Annotated in this window: 15 protein-coding genes, 1 tRNA gene and 1 pseudogene; 13 read left to right on the top strand and 4 right to left on the bottom strand. The window is 62.8% G+C overall.

The features are described 5' to 3' along the window. The first annotated feature begins 11 nt into the window (after positions 1-11). From MAAFP003_RS18025 to MAAFP003_RS18015, 3 genes are all read left to right on the top strand, one after another. On the top strand, positions 12-869 hold the full coding sequence (locus tag MAAFP003_RS18025) for a carboxymuconolactone decarboxylase family protein (protein ID WP_096289043.1): 858 nt from the start codon (positions 12-14) through the stop codon (positions 867-869). A 38-nt stretch (positions 870-907) separates the two neighbouring features. Further along, positions 908-1,123: a DUF3072 domain-containing protein gene (locus tag MAAFP003_RS18020; RefSeq protein WP_096289041.1), complete on the top strand. Its 216-nt coding sequence runs from the start codon at positions 908-910 to the stop codon at positions 1,121-1,123. Positions 1,124-1,181: 58 nt separating this feature from the next. Continuing rightward, positions 1,182-1,255, top strand: a tRNA-Ile gene (locus tag MAAFP003_RS18015). A gap of 140 nt (positions 1,256-1,395) precedes the next feature. Here MAAFP003_RS18015 and MAAFP003_RS18010 read toward each other — a convergent pair. Beyond that, a pseudogene (locus MAAFP003_RS18010) lies at positions 1,396-1,563 on the bottom strand (2-keto-4-pentenoate hydratase); the annotation flags it as partial. Continuing rightward, positions 1,556-2,431, bottom strand: coding sequence for an enoyl-CoA hydratase (locus MAAFP003_RS18005; protein ID WP_096289039.1), 876 nt, complete (start codon positions 2,429-2,431; stop codon positions 1,556-1,558). The pseudogene MAAFP003_RS18010 and the gene MAAFP003_RS18005, both read right to left, overlap by 8 nt. Before the next feature lie 209 nt (positions 2,432-2,640). Here MAAFP003_RS18005 and MAAFP003_RS30130 point away from each other — a divergent pair, with 209 nt between their 5' ends. After that, complete coding sequence (locus tag MAAFP003_RS30130) at positions 2,641-3,078, top strand: SRPBCC family protein (RefSeq protein ID WP_096289037.1); 438 nt, start codon at positions 2,641-2,643, stop codon at positions 3,076-3,078. Between the two features lie 81 nt (positions 3,079-3,159). Here MAAFP003_RS30130 and MAAFP003_RS17995 read toward each other — a convergent pair whose 3' ends face one another. Together MAAFP003_RS17995 and MAAFP003_RS17990 are read right to left on the bottom strand one after the other, a co-directional pair. After that, positions 3,160-3,594: a hypothetical protein gene (locus MAAFP003_RS17995; RefSeq protein ID WP_423790909.1), complete on the bottom strand. Its 435-nt coding sequence runs from the start codon at positions 3,592-3,594 to the stop codon at positions 3,160-3,162. 106 nt (positions 3,595-3,700) lie between these two features. Continuing rightward, positions 3,701-4,507, bottom strand: coding sequence for an SDR family NAD(P)-dependent oxidoreductase (locus MAAFP003_RS17990; protein ID WP_096289035.1), 807 nt, complete (start codon positions 4,505-4,507; stop codon positions 3,701-3,703). Between the two features lie 343 nt (positions 4,508-4,850). Here MAAFP003_RS17990 and MAAFP003_RS17985 point away from each other — a divergent pair, with 343 nt between their 5' ends. The 9 genes from MAAFP003_RS17985 to MAAFP003_RS17945 are packed head-to-tail and all read left to right on the top strand — an operon-like array spanning position 4,851 to position 14,611. Next, positions 4,851-5,594, top strand: coding sequence for an MlaE family ABC transporter permease (locus tag MAAFP003_RS17985; protein ID WP_096291256.1), 744 nt, complete (start codon positions 4,851-4,853; stop codon positions 5,592-5,594). 8 nt (positions 5,595-5,602) lie between these two features. Further along, positions 5,603-6,448, top strand: a complete 846-nt coding sequence (locus MAAFP003_RS17980; RefSeq protein ID WP_096289033.1) for an ABC transporter permease — start codon at positions 5,603-5,605, stop codon at positions 6,446-6,448. Positions 6,449-6,463: 15 nt separating this feature from the next. Then, the gene (locus MAAFP003_RS17975) at positions 6,464-7,651 is read left to right on the top strand and encodes an MCE family protein (protein ID WP_096289031.1); all 1,188 of its coding nucleotides are present in this window, start codon (positions 6,464-6,466) and stop codon (positions 7,649-7,651) included. Next, complete coding sequence (locus MAAFP003_RS17970; protein WP_096289029.1) at positions 7,648-8,673, top strand: MCE family protein; 1,026 nt, start codon at positions 7,648-7,650, stop codon at positions 8,671-8,673. The genes MAAFP003_RS17975 and MAAFP003_RS17970 overlap by 4 nt, the downstream gene beginning before the upstream one ends. Next, positions 8,673-9,752: an MCE family protein gene (locus tag MAAFP003_RS17965; protein ID WP_096291255.1), complete on the top strand. Its 1,080-nt coding sequence runs from the start codon at positions 8,673-8,675 to the stop codon at positions 9,750-9,752. The genes MAAFP003_RS17970 and MAAFP003_RS17965 overlap by 1 nt, the downstream gene beginning before the upstream one ends. Next, positions 9,749-11,197, top strand: a complete 1,449-nt coding sequence (locus MAAFP003_RS17960; protein WP_096289027.1) for an MCE family protein — start codon at positions 9,749-9,751, stop codon at positions 11,195-11,197. The genes MAAFP003_RS17965 and MAAFP003_RS17960 overlap by 4 nt, the downstream gene beginning before the upstream one ends. A 14-nt stretch (positions 11,198-11,211) precedes the next feature. Next, a complete protein-coding gene (locus tag MAAFP003_RS17955) occupies positions 11,212-12,441 on the top strand; it encodes an MCE family protein (RefSeq protein WP_096291254.1) in 1,230 nt (409 codons plus the stop codon). Then, positions 12,441-14,045: an MCE family protein gene (locus MAAFP003_RS17950; protein WP_096289025.1), complete on the top strand. Its 1,605-nt coding sequence runs from the start codon at positions 12,441-12,443 to the stop codon at positions 14,043-14,045. The genes MAAFP003_RS17955 and MAAFP003_RS17950 overlap by 1 nt, the downstream gene beginning before the upstream one ends. Next, entirely contained in the window at positions 14,042-14,611 is a 570-nt protein-coding gene (locus tag MAAFP003_RS17945) for an Rv2253/PknI dimerization domain-containing protein (protein ID WP_243394117.1), read from the top strand. The genes MAAFP003_RS17950 and MAAFP003_RS17945 overlap by 4 nt, the downstream gene beginning before the upstream one ends. Positions 14,612-14,701 lie beyond the last annotated feature (90 nt).

The following is a 14,701-nucleotide window of genomic DNA, read 5'->3' as shown; positions in this document are numbered from 1 at the left end:
ACGTATCGGGCATGGTGGTTCCCGCTACGGTTCGAAACGGACAGCTGACGCGGTTGGTTTCGCTGGCGTCGCCCGATGGCCGTCTGGTGGGCCTGGTGCGGCGGGTGTGTGCGCAGACGATGTCGTTGCCGCCGCTGCCGGTCGAGGTCTCGGTTTCCGAGCCGGTGTCCGACGTTGAGGCCGTCGTCGCCGAGTTCGCGGAGCAGTTCAGCGCCGACGTGTCCGCGATCACCGTCGAGCAGCGGACGCGGTTGTTCAAGGCGTTGGGGGACAACACCTTTGGTGTCGTGGTGGCGATGTACATCGCTGACCTGGTGCCGCGGGTGCGGGCCGGACTCGAAGCGTTGGATGTCGGTTCGAGCTTGTTGGGTTGGACAAGCGGGCCGATCGAGTGGGATCACGCCACCGACCCGTCCGGTGAGGTGTTCAACGAGTTCCTGCCCTCGGTGGGACGGATGCGCTCGCTTGACCCGGTGACCTCCGAGCTGGTTCGGCTGCGCGGGGCGGCCGCGCACAACTGCCGGCTGTGCAAGTCGGTGCGGGAGAGCAGGGCGCTGGATGCCGGGGGCTCGGAGACGCTGTACGACGACATCGGGCGGTTCGAGCAGTCGGAGCTGATCGACGATCGCGCAAAAGCCGCGCTGCGGTATGTAGATGGGTTAATTTGGACGCCGGCGCACCTCGACGCCGACGTTGTCGCCGAGGTGCGCGCCCGGTTTTCCGAGGCCGAGGCCGTCGAGATCGCCCTCGATGTGATGCGCAATGCCAGCAATAAAATCGCGGTGTCGCTGGGTGGGGACGCTCCCCGAGTTGAGTCCGGAACCGAGACCTACCTGCTCGATGTCGACGGTCAGACGGTCTTCAGCTGAATGTTTCGAACGCATGTGCGATGGATATTCGGTCGTCCATGACAAACAACACGCAAGCCGCACCGCAAGAGACTCCTGAGAAAGACACGTCGGAATGGGTGACCGGCGACGAGCCGATGACCGGGCCGCAGCGCAGTTACCTGCACACGCTGGCTCAGGAGGCCGGCCGGGATGTTCCCGACGATCTGACGAAAGCCCAAGCCTCGGAGCTCATCGATGAGCTGCAGCAAGCGACGGGGCGAGGCGCGGACTAAGCACCACGGCTTCGCCGGGAGTGCGAGCTGGGGCTAAGGTCGAACCCGTTGAATACCAGGGGCGGTAGCTCAGTTGGTTAGAGCCGCGGACTCATAATCCGTTGGTCGCGGGTTCGAGCCCCGCCCGCCCTACTTCAGAGGAGGGCTGTATGACCTCGGCTGATGCTTGACGTTTCGATTCCGGGTGATGCCTGACAGTGTTTCGGTTGATCCTTTACAGCGGTTTCGGCTGATCCTTGACACTCCCTAGATGAGGGAGTTGGGCGTGGCCGACGCGCACCCTCAGCAACCCGCTGGCGGATATTGATCAGCTGGATCTCGTAGGCGTCGACAACGTCGATATCCGGGTGCGCGGACGTTAACGGAGCGATCGGTTCACGGCTGCGCTCGGCCTGCGCCAACTCGGCCGCTAACCGGATGCGTATTTGGTTGCTAAGCATCGGAAGTGGATTCCTGGTGACTGGGTGCTGCGGCCATGGCCTTGGCGTCCATTCCGCCCAGCGAGCCGATGCCGATTTCGGCGTTGTGGGCGTGCGCGAAGTGGTGCAGTCCGAAGACAGCGTCCATGCCGTTACGTAATCCCATGTGGTCTTCGCATTGGTTGACCGCGCGCTTGGTCAGGGCGAGTCCAAATGGTGGCATCGTCGCGATACGTGTTGCCAGGCTGAGGGTTTCGTGTCTCAGCTGTGAGCGGGGGATGACGCGGCTGACCATTCCGATCTCGTAGGCGCGGCGCGCACTGAACCTGTCGCCGGTGTAAAGGATTTCTTTGGCGAAGCGGGGCCCGAGCACCCAGGGGTGGGCAAAGTATTCCACGCCCGGAATGCCCATGCGTACAACGGGATCGCTGAAGAACGCATCCTCAGCCGCCACGATGAGGTCACAGACCCAGGCCAGCATTAAACCGCCGGCGACGCAGGCGCCGTGCACCATCGCGATGGTGGGTTTGGGAATCTCGCGCCAGCGGCGGCACATCCCCAGGTACACCTCCATCTCGCGGGCGAAACGCTGGTCCCCGCCTGGCTTGTCGACGTGGTCCCACCACAACACGGCACGATTGTCATAGCTCACGTCATGGTCGCGGCCCGGGGTGCCGATGTCGTGACCGGCACTGAAATGCTCACCCGCACCGGCCAACACGATCACCTTGACGTCGTCATCGGCGACCGCTCGTTGGAACGCGGCATCGAGAGCGTAGGTCATCACCGAGTTCTGCGCGTTGCGGTAACGCGGACGGTTCATGGTGACCAGAGCCACCCCGGTGATCACTTCATAGGTGACCACGTCGTCTCCGTCTGGCGTATCCATATCGATGCCTTCCGTCATACGCATTGCGGTTCTGATCATCATCAGCTCAGTCCGCAGGCAGATAGGTGCGAGTGTCCATACACCGGGAGTCGTCTCGATCACAGCTGGTGGATTCAGCCACGGCGCGGCACGGTTCACCGAACCTGAAGCATCCCGATTGTTGGGGACGAGGATTTCGGCGCACACGGCGCTGACGTAGCTTCAACGCTATGCGCTTTTCCTGCCGCTTCGAGCGGGCGTGTGCCGCGCCCGTACACGACGTTTACGACTTGCTCATTGACGTAGCGCGATGGCCGGAATGGTTACCGGGTGTGCGGGCCGCTGGCTGGGAGGACCCCGGACCCGCCAGTTCGAGAGAGGGGGCTATCCGCCGAATTACGGTGAGTGGCTTAGTGATGCGTGAAACGATTTTGATCGCCAACCGGCCACACCATCATGCCTACACGATTGTGTCTGGAATCCCTGTCATCGATCATCGCGCCGACGTTCGCATATCCGCTACGCCTAGCGGTTCTCGTATCGTGTGGGAGGCGACGTTTCGTTCGCGGATCCCGTTCGCTGGGCCGCTGATCTGGGCGATGTTGCGCGTCAGTATGCCTCAGATGGTGACAGCTCTGGCCCGGGGAGCCGAATCCGAACCGACGTGACCGTTGTACCGGCAGACCGTGAGGATCAGCCTGGGGAGCTTTGGAACTCGGTGCGGGCGGGCCGAGATTCAGCGGCGTGACCTACATCCGCGCCAGCGTGAAGGGATATGTATAGGTCCCCCCGGGCGACCCGTTACAGCCGGAGGAAAACGACGATTCCAACGAGCCGGCCAGTGTGGACGCATCCCATGAGTAGATGTCGTGGGTGGGCACGACGGGTCCGTAGTAGACGTCACCACAGCGCAGTCCGTCGGGCACGTCGACAGTCAACGTGTAGCGCCCCGCGGTGAACTGCGCGGCACCGTCGTACTCGAATGCCTTGGCCACGGGTTGGGGTATGGCATGCACGCTCACACAGTCACCGGTGCAGGACGAAATCGCCCAGATCCAGGTATGGAAGTCGTATCTACCCTCGATGAGGAGTTGGTAGTTGCCGGTTCGCATCTCGGCGCGGGCCACGGGAGCCAGCGCCAAGGCAGCCAGGGCGAAGACGGCACTCACAATGAGGGTCTTCAAGTTCGCTCCATTCGGCTTGAGGGGCAGGGTCGCAGAACATGTTGCACGAAAAGGCAATTGGCCCGACAGTTCCGGCAGCGACTCGTACCTGCCGCCAGGCGACGGCTCACATATGGGAGCCGCCGTCGACGCGCACTTCGGTGCCGGTGACGAAATAAGCGTCGGGGGAACCGAGCATGGCCACCACGGCAGCCACCGCATCCGGTGCGGCGAAGAGTGATCCGTCGGCCAGCGGCAGGACCGGCTGAACCTTGCCGAATAGGGAAAAGTCCACATCAGCGGGGAGCCCAGGGCCGACGCTCTGCTTGGATTCGCCTGTGCCATCGGTCATTCCGGAGGAAATCGACCCCGGTTGCACGCAATTGAACCGGATACCCTCTTTGCTGAACTCCATGGCCAACGCGTGCGTCATCGCCTGGATGCCGCCTTTGGACGCGGCATAGGCCGACATATAGGGGTGAGCGAAGACCGCCGAGGTGGAGCTGAAGTTCACCACCGCTGGACCGACGCCGTGGCGGAGCGCAGGGATCGCCGCGCGGGTCATTAGGAACGTGCCGATGAGGTTGATGCGGACGACCTGTTCGAAGTCGGTCAGTGTGGTCTCCAAGAAATGAGCCGAGCGCAGGATTCCCGCCGCGTTCACCAGGGTGTCGAGGCCTCCGAGGCTGGTAGTCGCCTGGGCCACGCCGTCGCGGACGGACTGTTCGTCGCCGATATCGACCTGCACCGTCGTGAGCCGGCCATCACAGGGATCAGCTTTGGCCACGGTGTCCTTCAACCCCGACTCGCTGATATCGGCTGCGACAACTCGCCCCCCTTCCTCCAAGATGCGAAGCACAGTTGCCTGTCCGATCCCTGACCCTGCGCCTGTGATGAGAACCCGACGATCCACGTATCTCTGATGACTGTTCACAAGGGGATAGTGCGCGGCGAGACCGGCGATGTCAGGTGGGTGTCCCGGTGGGTGGTCCTCTGTCGGTGACGACGGCAGGCAGGCGCGCGACGCCGGCGTCCCTAACGCGAGGTCGCTGTGGCGATGGAAGGCCTCCCGGTAAGCGGGAGGTTATGTGGCCCACGTCTCAGCAGACTGAGAGGGTTGCTCCTCGACGCAGCTCCGATTGGGTGTCTTGAGGCATCAGCGTGAGCTGCGGTGATCAGCTATTAACGAATGCGAGGAGCCCAAACCGGTGGTAAGTAAAGTGTCTGGCGCTTGGTCGCCGGGGCTTTCGCTGGTCGGCGCGAAGCTGGCCGGTCCCATGCAAGCCATCGGTGGCTTGGTCGCGATGGCGGCGGACGCGGCTAAGTTCCTGATGCGCAGGCCGTTTCAGGGCCGGGAGTTTTTGAACCAATCATGGTTTGTCGCGCGAGTCTCGCTGATGCCCACCTTGCTGGTGGCTATCCCGTTCACCGTGCTGGTTAGCTTCACGCTCAACATTTTGCTGCGTGAACTGGGCGCGGCCGACCTGTCTGGGGCGGGTGCCGCCTTCGGTGCCGTCACCCAGGTCGGCCCGTTGGTCACGGTGCTGATTGTGGCTGGCGCGGGTGCCACGGCGATGTGCGCAGACCTCGGTTCGCGCACCATTCGTGACGAGATCGACGCGTTGGAAGTGTTGGGAATCAATCCCGTTCAGCGATTGGTGGCGCCGCGCATGCTGGCGTCCGGAGTGGTCGCGCTACTGCTCAACAGCCTGGTGTGCATCATCGGCATTTTAGGCGGCTACTTGTTCTCGGTGTTCGTTCAGGATGTCAACCCCGGGGCCTTCGCAGCTGGCATCACCTTGTTGACCGGGGTGCCCGAATTGATTATTTCGTCGGTGAAGGCGCTGCTGTTCGGTCTCATCGCCGGCCTGGTGGCCTGCTATCGCGGCCTGACGATTACCGGCGGCGGCGCAAAAGCGGTAGGCAACGCCGTCAACGAGACGGTGGTGTACGCGTTTATGTCGTTGTTCGTCATCAACGTTGTGGTGACCGCCATCGGTATTCAGATGACGGCGAAGTAGGCAGCACGATGACGTTTCGAGCAGCGTATCCCGGACTGGTCCGTGAAATCACCCGGCCAGTCAGCGCACTGGGCGTCATGGGTGATCACATCATGTTTTACGGAAAAGCCATCTCGGGCGCTCCGTTTGCGGCCACCCGCTACCGGCGAGAGATCGTGCGCTTGTTCGCCGAAATCAGCATGGGCGCAGGCACTTTGGCAATGATCGGGGGCACCGTCGTCATCGTCGGGTTTCTCACCTTGGCCACGGGCGGGACGCTGGCCATTCAGGGATACAGCTCGTTGGGCAACATCGGTATTGAGGCGCTGACCGGCTTTTTGGCGGCGTTCATTAACGTGCGCATCTCGGCGCCAATTGTGGCCGGCATCGGCCTGGCGGCCACCTTTGGCGCCGGCGTCACCGCGCAGCTAGGTGCCATGCGGATCAACGAGGAAATCGATGCGCTCGAAAGCATGGGCATGCGCCCAATTTCGTACCTGGTGAGCACGCGGATCATTGCCGGCATGTTGGCGATCACGCCGCTGTACTCGATCGCGGTCATTTTGTCGTTCGTGGCCAGCCAATTCACCACCGTCGTCGTCCTCGGCCAATCCGGCGGCCTGTATGACCACTATTTCTCCACGTTTTTGAATCCCACCGACTTGTTGTGGTCTTTTCTGCAAGCCATCCTGATGGCCCTGGCCATCCTATTCATCCACACCTATTACGGCTATTTCGCCAGCGGGGGGCCCGCGGGTGTCGGGGTTGCGGTGGGGACCGCGGTGCGAACGTCGCTGATCATTGTCGTCTCGGTGACCTTGCTGGTCTCGTTGGCCATCTACGGCGCTAACGGCAACTTCAACTTGTCGGGCTGAAGGGGACAAAAGCAGATGTCGAACTCCGCTGTGCGCCCATTGCTGGGTCTGGCTGCCCTCGGCGTGATCGGCGTGATCATCGCCGCGACCGCCGTGTTGTTTGAGGGCGGTGCCATCGAATCCGTTCCAGTCACCGTGGTATCGCCTCGCGCGGGTTTAGTCATGAACCCCGATGCCAAGGTGAAGTTGCACGGCGCACAAGTAGGCAAGGTCTCCTCGATCGAGAGTCTGCCGGACGGTCGGGCCGCGATTCACCTGGCAATCAATCCGTCCTGGTTGCACCTGATTCCGGCCAACACCGGCGTCGACATCGAATCGACGACCGTCTTCGGGTCGAAATTCGTGCAGCTGATACCGCCGCGGAACCCCTCCCCGCAGTCGCTGAAGGCCGGGCAAGTACTTGACTCCGACCATGTCACCGTTGAGATCAACACGGTATTTGAGCAACTGGTGTCGGTGCTATCCCAGATTGAGCCGGAAAAGCTCAACGAGACCCTCGGCGCGCTCGCCCAAGCGTTCAGTGGCCGGGGGGACAAGTTCGGCCACACACTTGCCGACCTGGACTCGGTGCTGGCCAAGATCGACCCCAGTCTTCCCACGCTGAGCCATGAATTGGCGGTCGCCCCGCAGGTGATCAATGCCTACGCCGACGCGGCCCCCGATCTGGTCAACACCATCCAGAACTCGACCCGGCTCAGCGACACGGTCGTGGACCGGCAGCGCGATCTGGACACCGCGCTCGTCAGCGCGATCGCGTTAGCCGACATCGGAAACGACGTACTTGCCAGCAACGCACAGCATTTCACTGCCGCCCTTCATCTGCTGGTCCCCACCACCAACTTGACCAACACCTATAACCAGGCCCTCACCTGCGCACTGGGCGGTCTCAAGCCGCTGGCCACCGGCCCGCCCCTACCGGTGCCCGGTGTCTTATTGCTGGATTCATTTCTGCTGGGCACCGAGCGCTACCGCTATCCCCAGAACCTCCCCAAGGTCGCGGCCACCGGGGGTCCGCAGTGTATGGGCCTGCCGGACGTGGGATTTGGGCACCGCCCGCCGTACTTGGTCACCGACATCGACGCGAACCAAGCGCAGTACGGAAACCAAGGAATTCTGTTGAACTCCGACCGTCTCAAGCAGATGCTGTACGGCCCGATCGACGGGCCACCGCGCAACACCCCGCAGCTGGGGCAGCCCGGATGAAGCACGCCGGTGGGACTGCGCTGAAGTTCGGGGTGTTCGCGGTGGTGACCTTGGTCTTGACCGCTGCGCTGTTCGCCATCCTCGGCCAATACCGCACGGGCTCCACGAATGGCTATTCCGCGGTGTTCAGCGATGCCTCTAGCCTCAAATCCGGCGACTCGGTGCGCGCCGCCGGAATTCGCGTCGGAACAGTCAACGGCGTTGCGCTGCAACCGAATAACACCGTGATGGTGAGGTTCGACGCCAACCGCGAAATCGTGCTCACCACAAGCACCCGAGTCGTGGTGCGCTATTTGAACCTGGTGGGGGATCGGTACCTCGAACTGCTCGATGCCCCCGGATCGTCCGGGATTCAGCCACCTGGATCACAGATCCCCATCAACCGCACCGCGCCGGCACTGGACCTCGATTTGCTGTTGGGTGGCCTCAAACCCGTCGTTCAGGGTCTCAATCCCCAAGCGGTCAATGCGCTGACCAACTCGCTGATCCAGATTCTGCAAGGCAGCAGCGGCGACGTGGAGTCGTTGTTCGCTAAGACGTCGTCGTTCTCCAACGCGCTGGCAGACAACGGGCACGTGGTGCAGCAACTGATCGACAACCTCAATGAGGTGGTCGCAACGGTGGCCCAAGACGGCAACAAATTCTCCGGCACCATCGATCGCCTCGAGCAGCTCATCACCGGCCTGGCGCGCGACCGCGATCCCATCGCAGACGCCATTACCGCGCTGGACCACGGAACCGCATCCTTGTCGGATCTGCTTACCCAGGCTCGTCCCCCACTGGCCGGCACCGTTGACCAACTCAACCGTCTGGCGCCACTGCTCGACAACGACAAAGCGCTGCTCGACCTTTCACTGCAGAAGGCACCCGAAAACTACCGCAAACTGGTGCGACTGGGCGCCTACGGCAGCTTCATCAATCAGTACCTCTGCGGGATCTCCCTGCGGGTCACCGACCTTCAGGGCCGCACGGCAGTCTTCCCGTGGATCGTCCAAAACACCGGAAGGTGCGGGGAGCCCTGATGCTGAAATACCGTGGTGCTCAACTTATCCGGTCTGGTTTCATCGGTTTCGTGCTCGTCGTGTTGGTCATCATCATCGGGCTGCAGCCTCGACAGTTGTTGTCGATGGCGACCTCCATCCGATACCAGGCGCTGTTTAGCGAGGCCGGTGGCCTGACGGCCGGCAATGACGTGCGGGTCTCGGGTGTGAAAATGGGAGCGGTCTCTGATGTCGCGCTTAGCCAGGGCAAAGCGTTGGTGACCTTCAGCCTCGACGCGACGGTGCACCTGGGAACGGCCACCACCGCCCATATCAGGACGGGCACACTGCTGGGGGCACGGATGCTCGCCATCGAGCCCACAGGCTCGGGCACCATGCACGGCTCCGACGTCATCCCGCTGAACCGGACGTCGTCGCCGTACTCGTTGACCGATGCCGTCAGCGACTTCACCGCCAACACCGCCGCCACCGACACCGCCACGCTCAACGAGTCATTGGACACCTTGGCCGAAACGATCGAGCGGATCACGCCCCGATTAGGGCCCACCTTTGAAGGACTGAGCCGACTCTCACAATCGTTGAACAGCAGGAATGAATCGTTGGCCCATCTGCTCAAGAGCGCCGCCGACCTCACCGGAATCCTGTCGGTCCGCAGCCAGCAGGTCAACACCCTGCTGCTCAACGCCAACGACTTGTTGGGCGTGCTCAACCAACGTCGCTACGCGATCGTCAACCTGCTCGCCAACACCTCTGCGCTTGCCCAACAACTGTCGGGCCTGGTCGCAGACAACGAAAAAGAACTCGCGCCGACGCTGACCAAACTCAACTCGGTGACCGCGATGCTGGAAAAGAACCGCGACAACATTGCCAAAGCGATCGTCGGCCTGGCGAAATACCAAGTCACGCAGGGAGAATCGGTCAACAACGGCTTCTACTACAACGCTTTTGTCGGCAATCTGATCCCGGCACAAGCCCTGCAGCCGTTCTTGGACTACGCTTTTGGATTCCGCCGAGGCGTCAACGCAGGACAACCGCCCGACAACGCCGGGCCGCGGGCCGAATTCCCCTGGCCGCACAACGCTATTCCCGGAGGACGATGACCGTGAAGGCGAATAAGGCACTGTTCACCAAGACGCTACTGACGGCGTTGGTGGGACTTCTGGTGGCCGGCACCGCATTTCTGGTGCATCACAATGTGTTCGGACCCAAGACCATTACCGCCTATTTCAGTTCAGCCACGGCCATCTATCCCGGCGACGAGGTACGTGTCGTCGGGGTCAAGGTGGGCACCATCACATCCATTGAACCGCAGGGAACCCAGGCCAAGATGACACTCGCCGTCGACGACGACGTGCCGATCCCGGCCGACGCCAAAGCCGTGATCGTAGCGCAGAACCTGGTCGCGGCCCGTTATGTGCAGCTAACGCCGGCCTACGAAGCCAACCGAACCAGCGGGCCCACTATGGCCGACGGGGCCGTGATCGGCGTGGAGCGTACTGCGGTGCCCGTCGAGTGGGACCAGGTCAAAACACAACTGATGCGCCTTGCCACCGAGTTGGGCCCCGCCAACGGATTTTCCACCACCTCGCTAGGACACTTCATCGACAGCGCCGCCAACGCCATGTCCGGCAACGGCGACAAACTTCGCCAGGCCATCACCCAACTGTCCAAGGTAGGCCGCATCCTCGCCAACGGCAGCGGCAACATCGTCGACATCATCAAAAATCTTCAAGTGTTCGTCACCGCGCTGCGGGACAGCAACGTGCAGATTGTCGAATTTCAGGACCGCCTCGCCACCTTGACCAGCGTTGTGGACGGCAATCGCGCCGATCTCGATGCTGCGTTGACCAACCTGTCGTCGGCGGTCGACGAGGTGCGCCGATTCATCGCCGGAAGCAGAGACCAGACCGCAGAACAGCTGCAGCGACTGGCCAACGTTACCCAGAACCTTACCGACAACCGCATGGCGGTGGAAAACCTTCTGCACGTGGCGCCCAACGCAATCGCCAACGGCTACAACATCTATAGCCCTGACTCAGGAACGGCTCGGGGCGCCTTTGCGCTGTCGAACTTCGCCAATCCGGTGGCCCTGGTGTGCTCGGCGATCGGCGCCGTCAAGAACGCCACCGCAACCGAAACGGCCAAACTGTGCGCACAGTACCTCGGCCCGGCGCTGAAGGTAATCAACTTCAACTACCTGCCGATCCCCTTCAATGCGTACCTAGCCAAGTCGCCGAGCCCGCAAAATCTGTTGTATTCCGATCCGAACCTGGCCCCCGGCGGCCCCGGCGGGATCCCTCCGATACCGACCGACCCGCCGGCGGTGTCGGCCTACACCGGCGCCGGCGACATCCCGCCACCCCCAGGATGGGGTATGCCGCCAGGCCCGCCAGGAGCCTACGCGCCCAACGGATTACCCGCAGTCCCCTCCCCGGCACTATTCCCGGGCGCGCCGATCCCCCCCGGGGCGGCCCCGGTTGCGCCACCACTGCCCGGAGCGGCCAACCTGCGCGACATGTTGCTGCCCGCCGGAGGGACACCGTGATCGGATCTGCACCGATGTACCGCCTTGCGGCGATCACGTCGTGGCTTGTGGTCACCGCGACGGGATGCGCGTTCGACGGCCTGAATTCGCTGCCCCTGCCAGGGACTGCCGGACGCGGTCCGGACGCGGTGACCTACCACGTCGAGATCGCCAACGTCGGTACCCTTGAGTCCAATTCGCCGGTGATGATCAACGACGTCGTCGTCGGCAGCGTTGGCACGATGAAGCTGCGCGACTGGCACGCGGACATCGACATCTCGGTACACCCCGATGCCGTTGTGCCCGCCAATGCAGTCGCCAGGATCGGTCAGACCAGCTTGTTGGGCTCGATGCATCTGGAACTCAACCCGCCGCCAGGCCAATCGCCCACCGGCAGACTTGCCCCCGGGGCGACTATTGGTCTGCAACGCTCCACCACCTACCCGTCCACCGAGCAGACGCTGTCCTCGCTGTCGGTTGTGGTCAATGGCGGGGGACTGGGCAAAGTCGGCGGGCTCATCAACGAGTTCAACGCGGCACTGGGTGGCCGCGAAGACAAGATCCGCGATCTGCTCACCCATCTCAACGACTTCGTCGGTGTGTTGGACACCCAACGTGACGACATCAACGCGTCCATCACCGCGTTGAACACCTTGGCCGGCACCTTGTCCGGGCAAAGCCCAGTCATAACCCAAGCGCTGCAACGGATTCCGCCCGCGCTGGATGTCCTGATCAAAGAGCGGCCGCGAATCACGACCGCGCTGGATAAATTCCGGGTGTTCAGCAACACGGCCACCGGCTTAATCAACGCCACGCAAGCTGATTTGGTCACCAACCTCAAAAACCTGGAGCCCACCGTACGTGCGCTCGCTGACGTCGGACCCAGCCTCGACACCGTTTTGGCGTTCGTGCCCCACTATCCGTACCCACAAAACTTCATCGACCGCGCGATCCGGGGCGACTATTTGAACGAGTTCATCACCTTCGACTTCACGATCCCGCGACTCAAAAGAGGTTTGTTGCTGGGCACCCGATGGGGGCAAGAGGGCGCCACGCTGGTGCCCGCGCCGGGAGACCCCTGGTACAGCACCTTCACCAAGGATCCGCTCAACGCCCCGCTCACGGCGCCGCCGACGGCGGTGGCGACGCCTGCGAACGCCGGCCCGCCCGGTCGCGCCGGCACACCAGCGATCCCTGCACAGCACACCGCAGCAGCTATTCCGGCGCCGAGTGACTTCGTGCCCCAAGACGTGGGGGACCGCTGATGTTGACCCGTTTAGTTCGAACCCAGCTGATCATCTTCACGATCGCCTCGATCATCGGCATGACCGTCATGATCGTCGACTACTTGCAGGTGCCCACCCTGCTGGGCGTCGGACGCATGACCGTCACGCTGGAATTGCCGGGAACCGGTGGGCTCTACCGGTTTTCCAACGTGACCTACCGAGGGGTGGAGGTCGGAAAAGTCACCGACGTACAGCCCACGCGTGCCGGCGCGGTGGCCATACTGTCGTTGAACACCAACCCGAAAATCCCCGCCGACCTACGCGCGGCAGTGCTCAGCGTGTCGGCGGTCGGCGAACAGTATGTCGACTTGCAGCCTGTCACCGCCGCAGGGCCCTACCTGCACGACGGCTCAGTCATTCCCGCGGCGCACACGTCAATCCCGCAGGCGGTCGGACCGATGTTGGATCAAGTCAGCACGCTCGTCAACAGCGTGCCCAAGACCAAGATCAGCGGATTACTCGACGAAACGTTCAAAGCATTCAACGGATCCGGCTACGACGTCGGATCCTTGCTCGACTCCTCCGCACAGCTGATCGGCGACATGAACGCCAACGCTGAGCGGTCGCGAGACCTCATCGACGACAGCCGGCCCCTGCTGGACGGACAGGCGCAGTCCGGCGACGCGATCCGCACATGGGCGCGCCGCCTCGCCGGGATCACCCAGCAACTGGTCACCAACGACCCCCAGATACGGACACTGCTGCGCACCGCGCCCGGGGCCGCTGACGAAGCGTCGCGGCTGTTCAACGAGGTCAAACCGACGCTGCCGCTGCTGTTGGCGAACCTGACCACCCTGGGCCAGGTCGGCGTCACCTATCACCCCTCGATCGAGCAACTGCTGGTGTTGCTGCCGCCGACGATCGCGTCCACCCAGTCCTACGGCGCGCCCAAAAACAATCCCACCGGTTACTCGCTGGGCGACTTCACTCTCACCGTCGGTGACCCGCCAGCATGCACCGTGGGATTCCTGCCACCGTCTGCCTGGCGATCACCGGAGGACACCACCGTGATCGACACCCCGGACGGCCTGTACTGCAAACTGCCCCAGGATTCACCCATCGGCGTTCGGGGCGCCCGTAACTACCCGTGCATGGGGCATCCCGGCAAGCGCGCGCCGACCGTCGAAATCTGCGACAGCGACCAGCCTTTCGAGCCATTGTCGATCCGCCAGCACATCCTGGGCCCCTACCCGACCGATCCGAACCTCATCGCACAAGGCATTCCGCCCGATGATCGCGTGAGCTTCGGAGACCAGATCTTTGGACCGCTCGCTGGCACACCTCTAGCGCCTGCACCACCACCTGGCAGCATCCCAGTACCGACTTCTGTTGCAGTGCAACCGAATCCAGCCCCCGGACCGCTGGCCCAAACCGGTCCTTCGCCGGAGTCCAGCCCCGACGCAACGGTGCCCGGCGCAGCGCCGAGCGCATTCACACGCCATGGATCTGGCCCGTCGGTGGCCATCGCGACCTACGACCCACGCACGGGTCGGTATGCCGCCCCCGATGGCACGGTGTATCGGCAGTCGGATCTGGCCACAACCACCGCAACGCGATCATGGAAGGATCTTTTCCCGACATGAGCACGCGCCCACCCGAGGGTAATCGAACCAAACATTATGAGCCGCAAACGATCCGCACGTTGCGGGGAGTAACGATTTTCTCACTGTGGTCCGTCACCATCGTCACACTCGGCGGGATTGTGCCGCAAGCCTGCGCGGCCGACGGCTGGGGCCTCAACGGCACCTACACCGCGACGTCCAACGGAGAGTGGGCCAAGACCAACGAAATCTTCCATAACGAGGCCAGCATCAGAAGCATCTGGACTATCAGCACAACCTGCAGCTATCCCACTGAATGCACCGGCACGGTGGTCAGTGACTGGGGCTGGCGCGCCCCGATCTATCAGACCGGCGGTGTGTGGTTCGTCAAGCACATCGTCGAGAACTGGCAGCCGTGCCCGGATGGCAGCGCGTCGCAAGGGTTGCAGGTCTTCAGGTTTGCCCCCACCAACCCCGACGGCGATGCCGTCGATCCGGCGTCACCGGTGTTGACCGGCGCCGACGAGACGACCGGCATCAGTGGTGCCTGCGGGCGCAGCAAAACATGGTTCATCACCATGCCGTTCAAACTCATCAAGACAGGTTGAGACCAGCAGATGAAGTTGCCCATGCAGCGGGAATATCCGGACTCGTCCGGGCCCAGGGCCGCTGGCCGTCACGTGGTCCGATCGATCCCA

It is taken from the genome of Mycobacterium ahvazicum (assembly GCF_900176255.2).
In the GTDB taxonomy this organism is placed as follows: domain Bacteria; phylum Actinomycetota; class Actinomycetes; order Mycobacteriales; family Mycobacteriaceae; genus Mycobacterium; species Mycobacterium ahvazicum.
The sequence above is the reverse complement of the archived record's forward strand: the minus strand, read 5'-3'. Positions and strand labels throughout refer to the sequence as shown.

What these genes read in the sequence shown, in the direction of transcription:
- MAAFP003_RS17955 (WP_096291254.1), top strand. Translation starts at nt 11,212, where the DNA reads ATGTACCGCCTTGCGGCGATCACGTCGTGGCTTGTGGTCACCGCGACG.
- MAAFP003_RS30130 (WP_096289037.1), top strand. Translation starts at nt 2,641, where the DNA reads ATGCGCTTTTCCTGCCGCTTCGAGCGGGCGTGTGCCGCGCCCGTACAC.
- MAAFP003_RS18005 (WP_096289039.1), bottom strand. Translation starts at nt 2,431, where the DNA reads ATGGATACGCCAGACGGAGACGACGTGGTCACCTATGAAGTGATCACC.
- MAAFP003_RS17975 (WP_096289031.1), top strand. Translation starts at nt 6,464, where the DNA reads ATGTCGAACTCCGCTGTGCGCCCATTGCTGGGTCTGGCTGCCCTCGGC.
- MAAFP003_RS17985 (WP_096291256.1), top strand. Translation starts at nt 4,851, where the DNA reads ATGCAAGCCATCGGTGGCTTGGTCGCGATGGCGGCGGACGCGGCTAAG.
- MAAFP003_RS17950 (WP_096289025.1), top strand. Translation starts at nt 12,441, where the DNA reads ATGTTGACCCGTTTAGTTCGAACCCAGCTGATCATCTTCACGATCGCC.
- MAAFP003_RS18020 (WP_096289041.1), top strand. Translation starts at nt 908, where the DNA reads ATGACAAACAACACGCAAGCCGCACCGCAAGAGACTCCTGAGAAAGAC.
- MAAFP003_RS17945 (WP_243394117.1), top strand. Translation starts at nt 14,042, where the DNA reads ATGAGCACGCGCCCACCCGAGGGTAATCGAACCAAACATTATGAGCCG.
- MAAFP003_RS17970 (WP_096289029.1), top strand. Translation starts at nt 7,648, where the DNA reads ATGAAGCACGCCGGTGGGACTGCGCTGAAGTTCGGGGTGTTCGCGGTG.
- MAAFP003_RS18025 (WP_096289043.1), top strand. Translation starts at nt 12, where the DNA reads ATGGTGGTTCCCGCTACGGTTCGAAACGGACAGCTGACGCGGTTGGTT.
- MAAFP003_RS17960 (WP_096289027.1), top strand. Translation starts at nt 9,749, where the DNA reads ATGACCGTGAAGGCGAATAAGGCACTGTTCACCAAGACGCTACTGACG.
- MAAFP003_RS17980 (WP_096289033.1), top strand. Translation starts at nt 5,603, where the DNA reads ATGACGTTTCGAGCAGCGTATCCCGGACTGGTCCGTGAAATCACCCGG.
- MAAFP003_RS17965 (WP_096291255.1), top strand. Translation starts at nt 8,673, where the DNA reads ATGCTGAAATACCGTGGTGCTCAACTTATCCGGTCTGGTTTCATCGGT.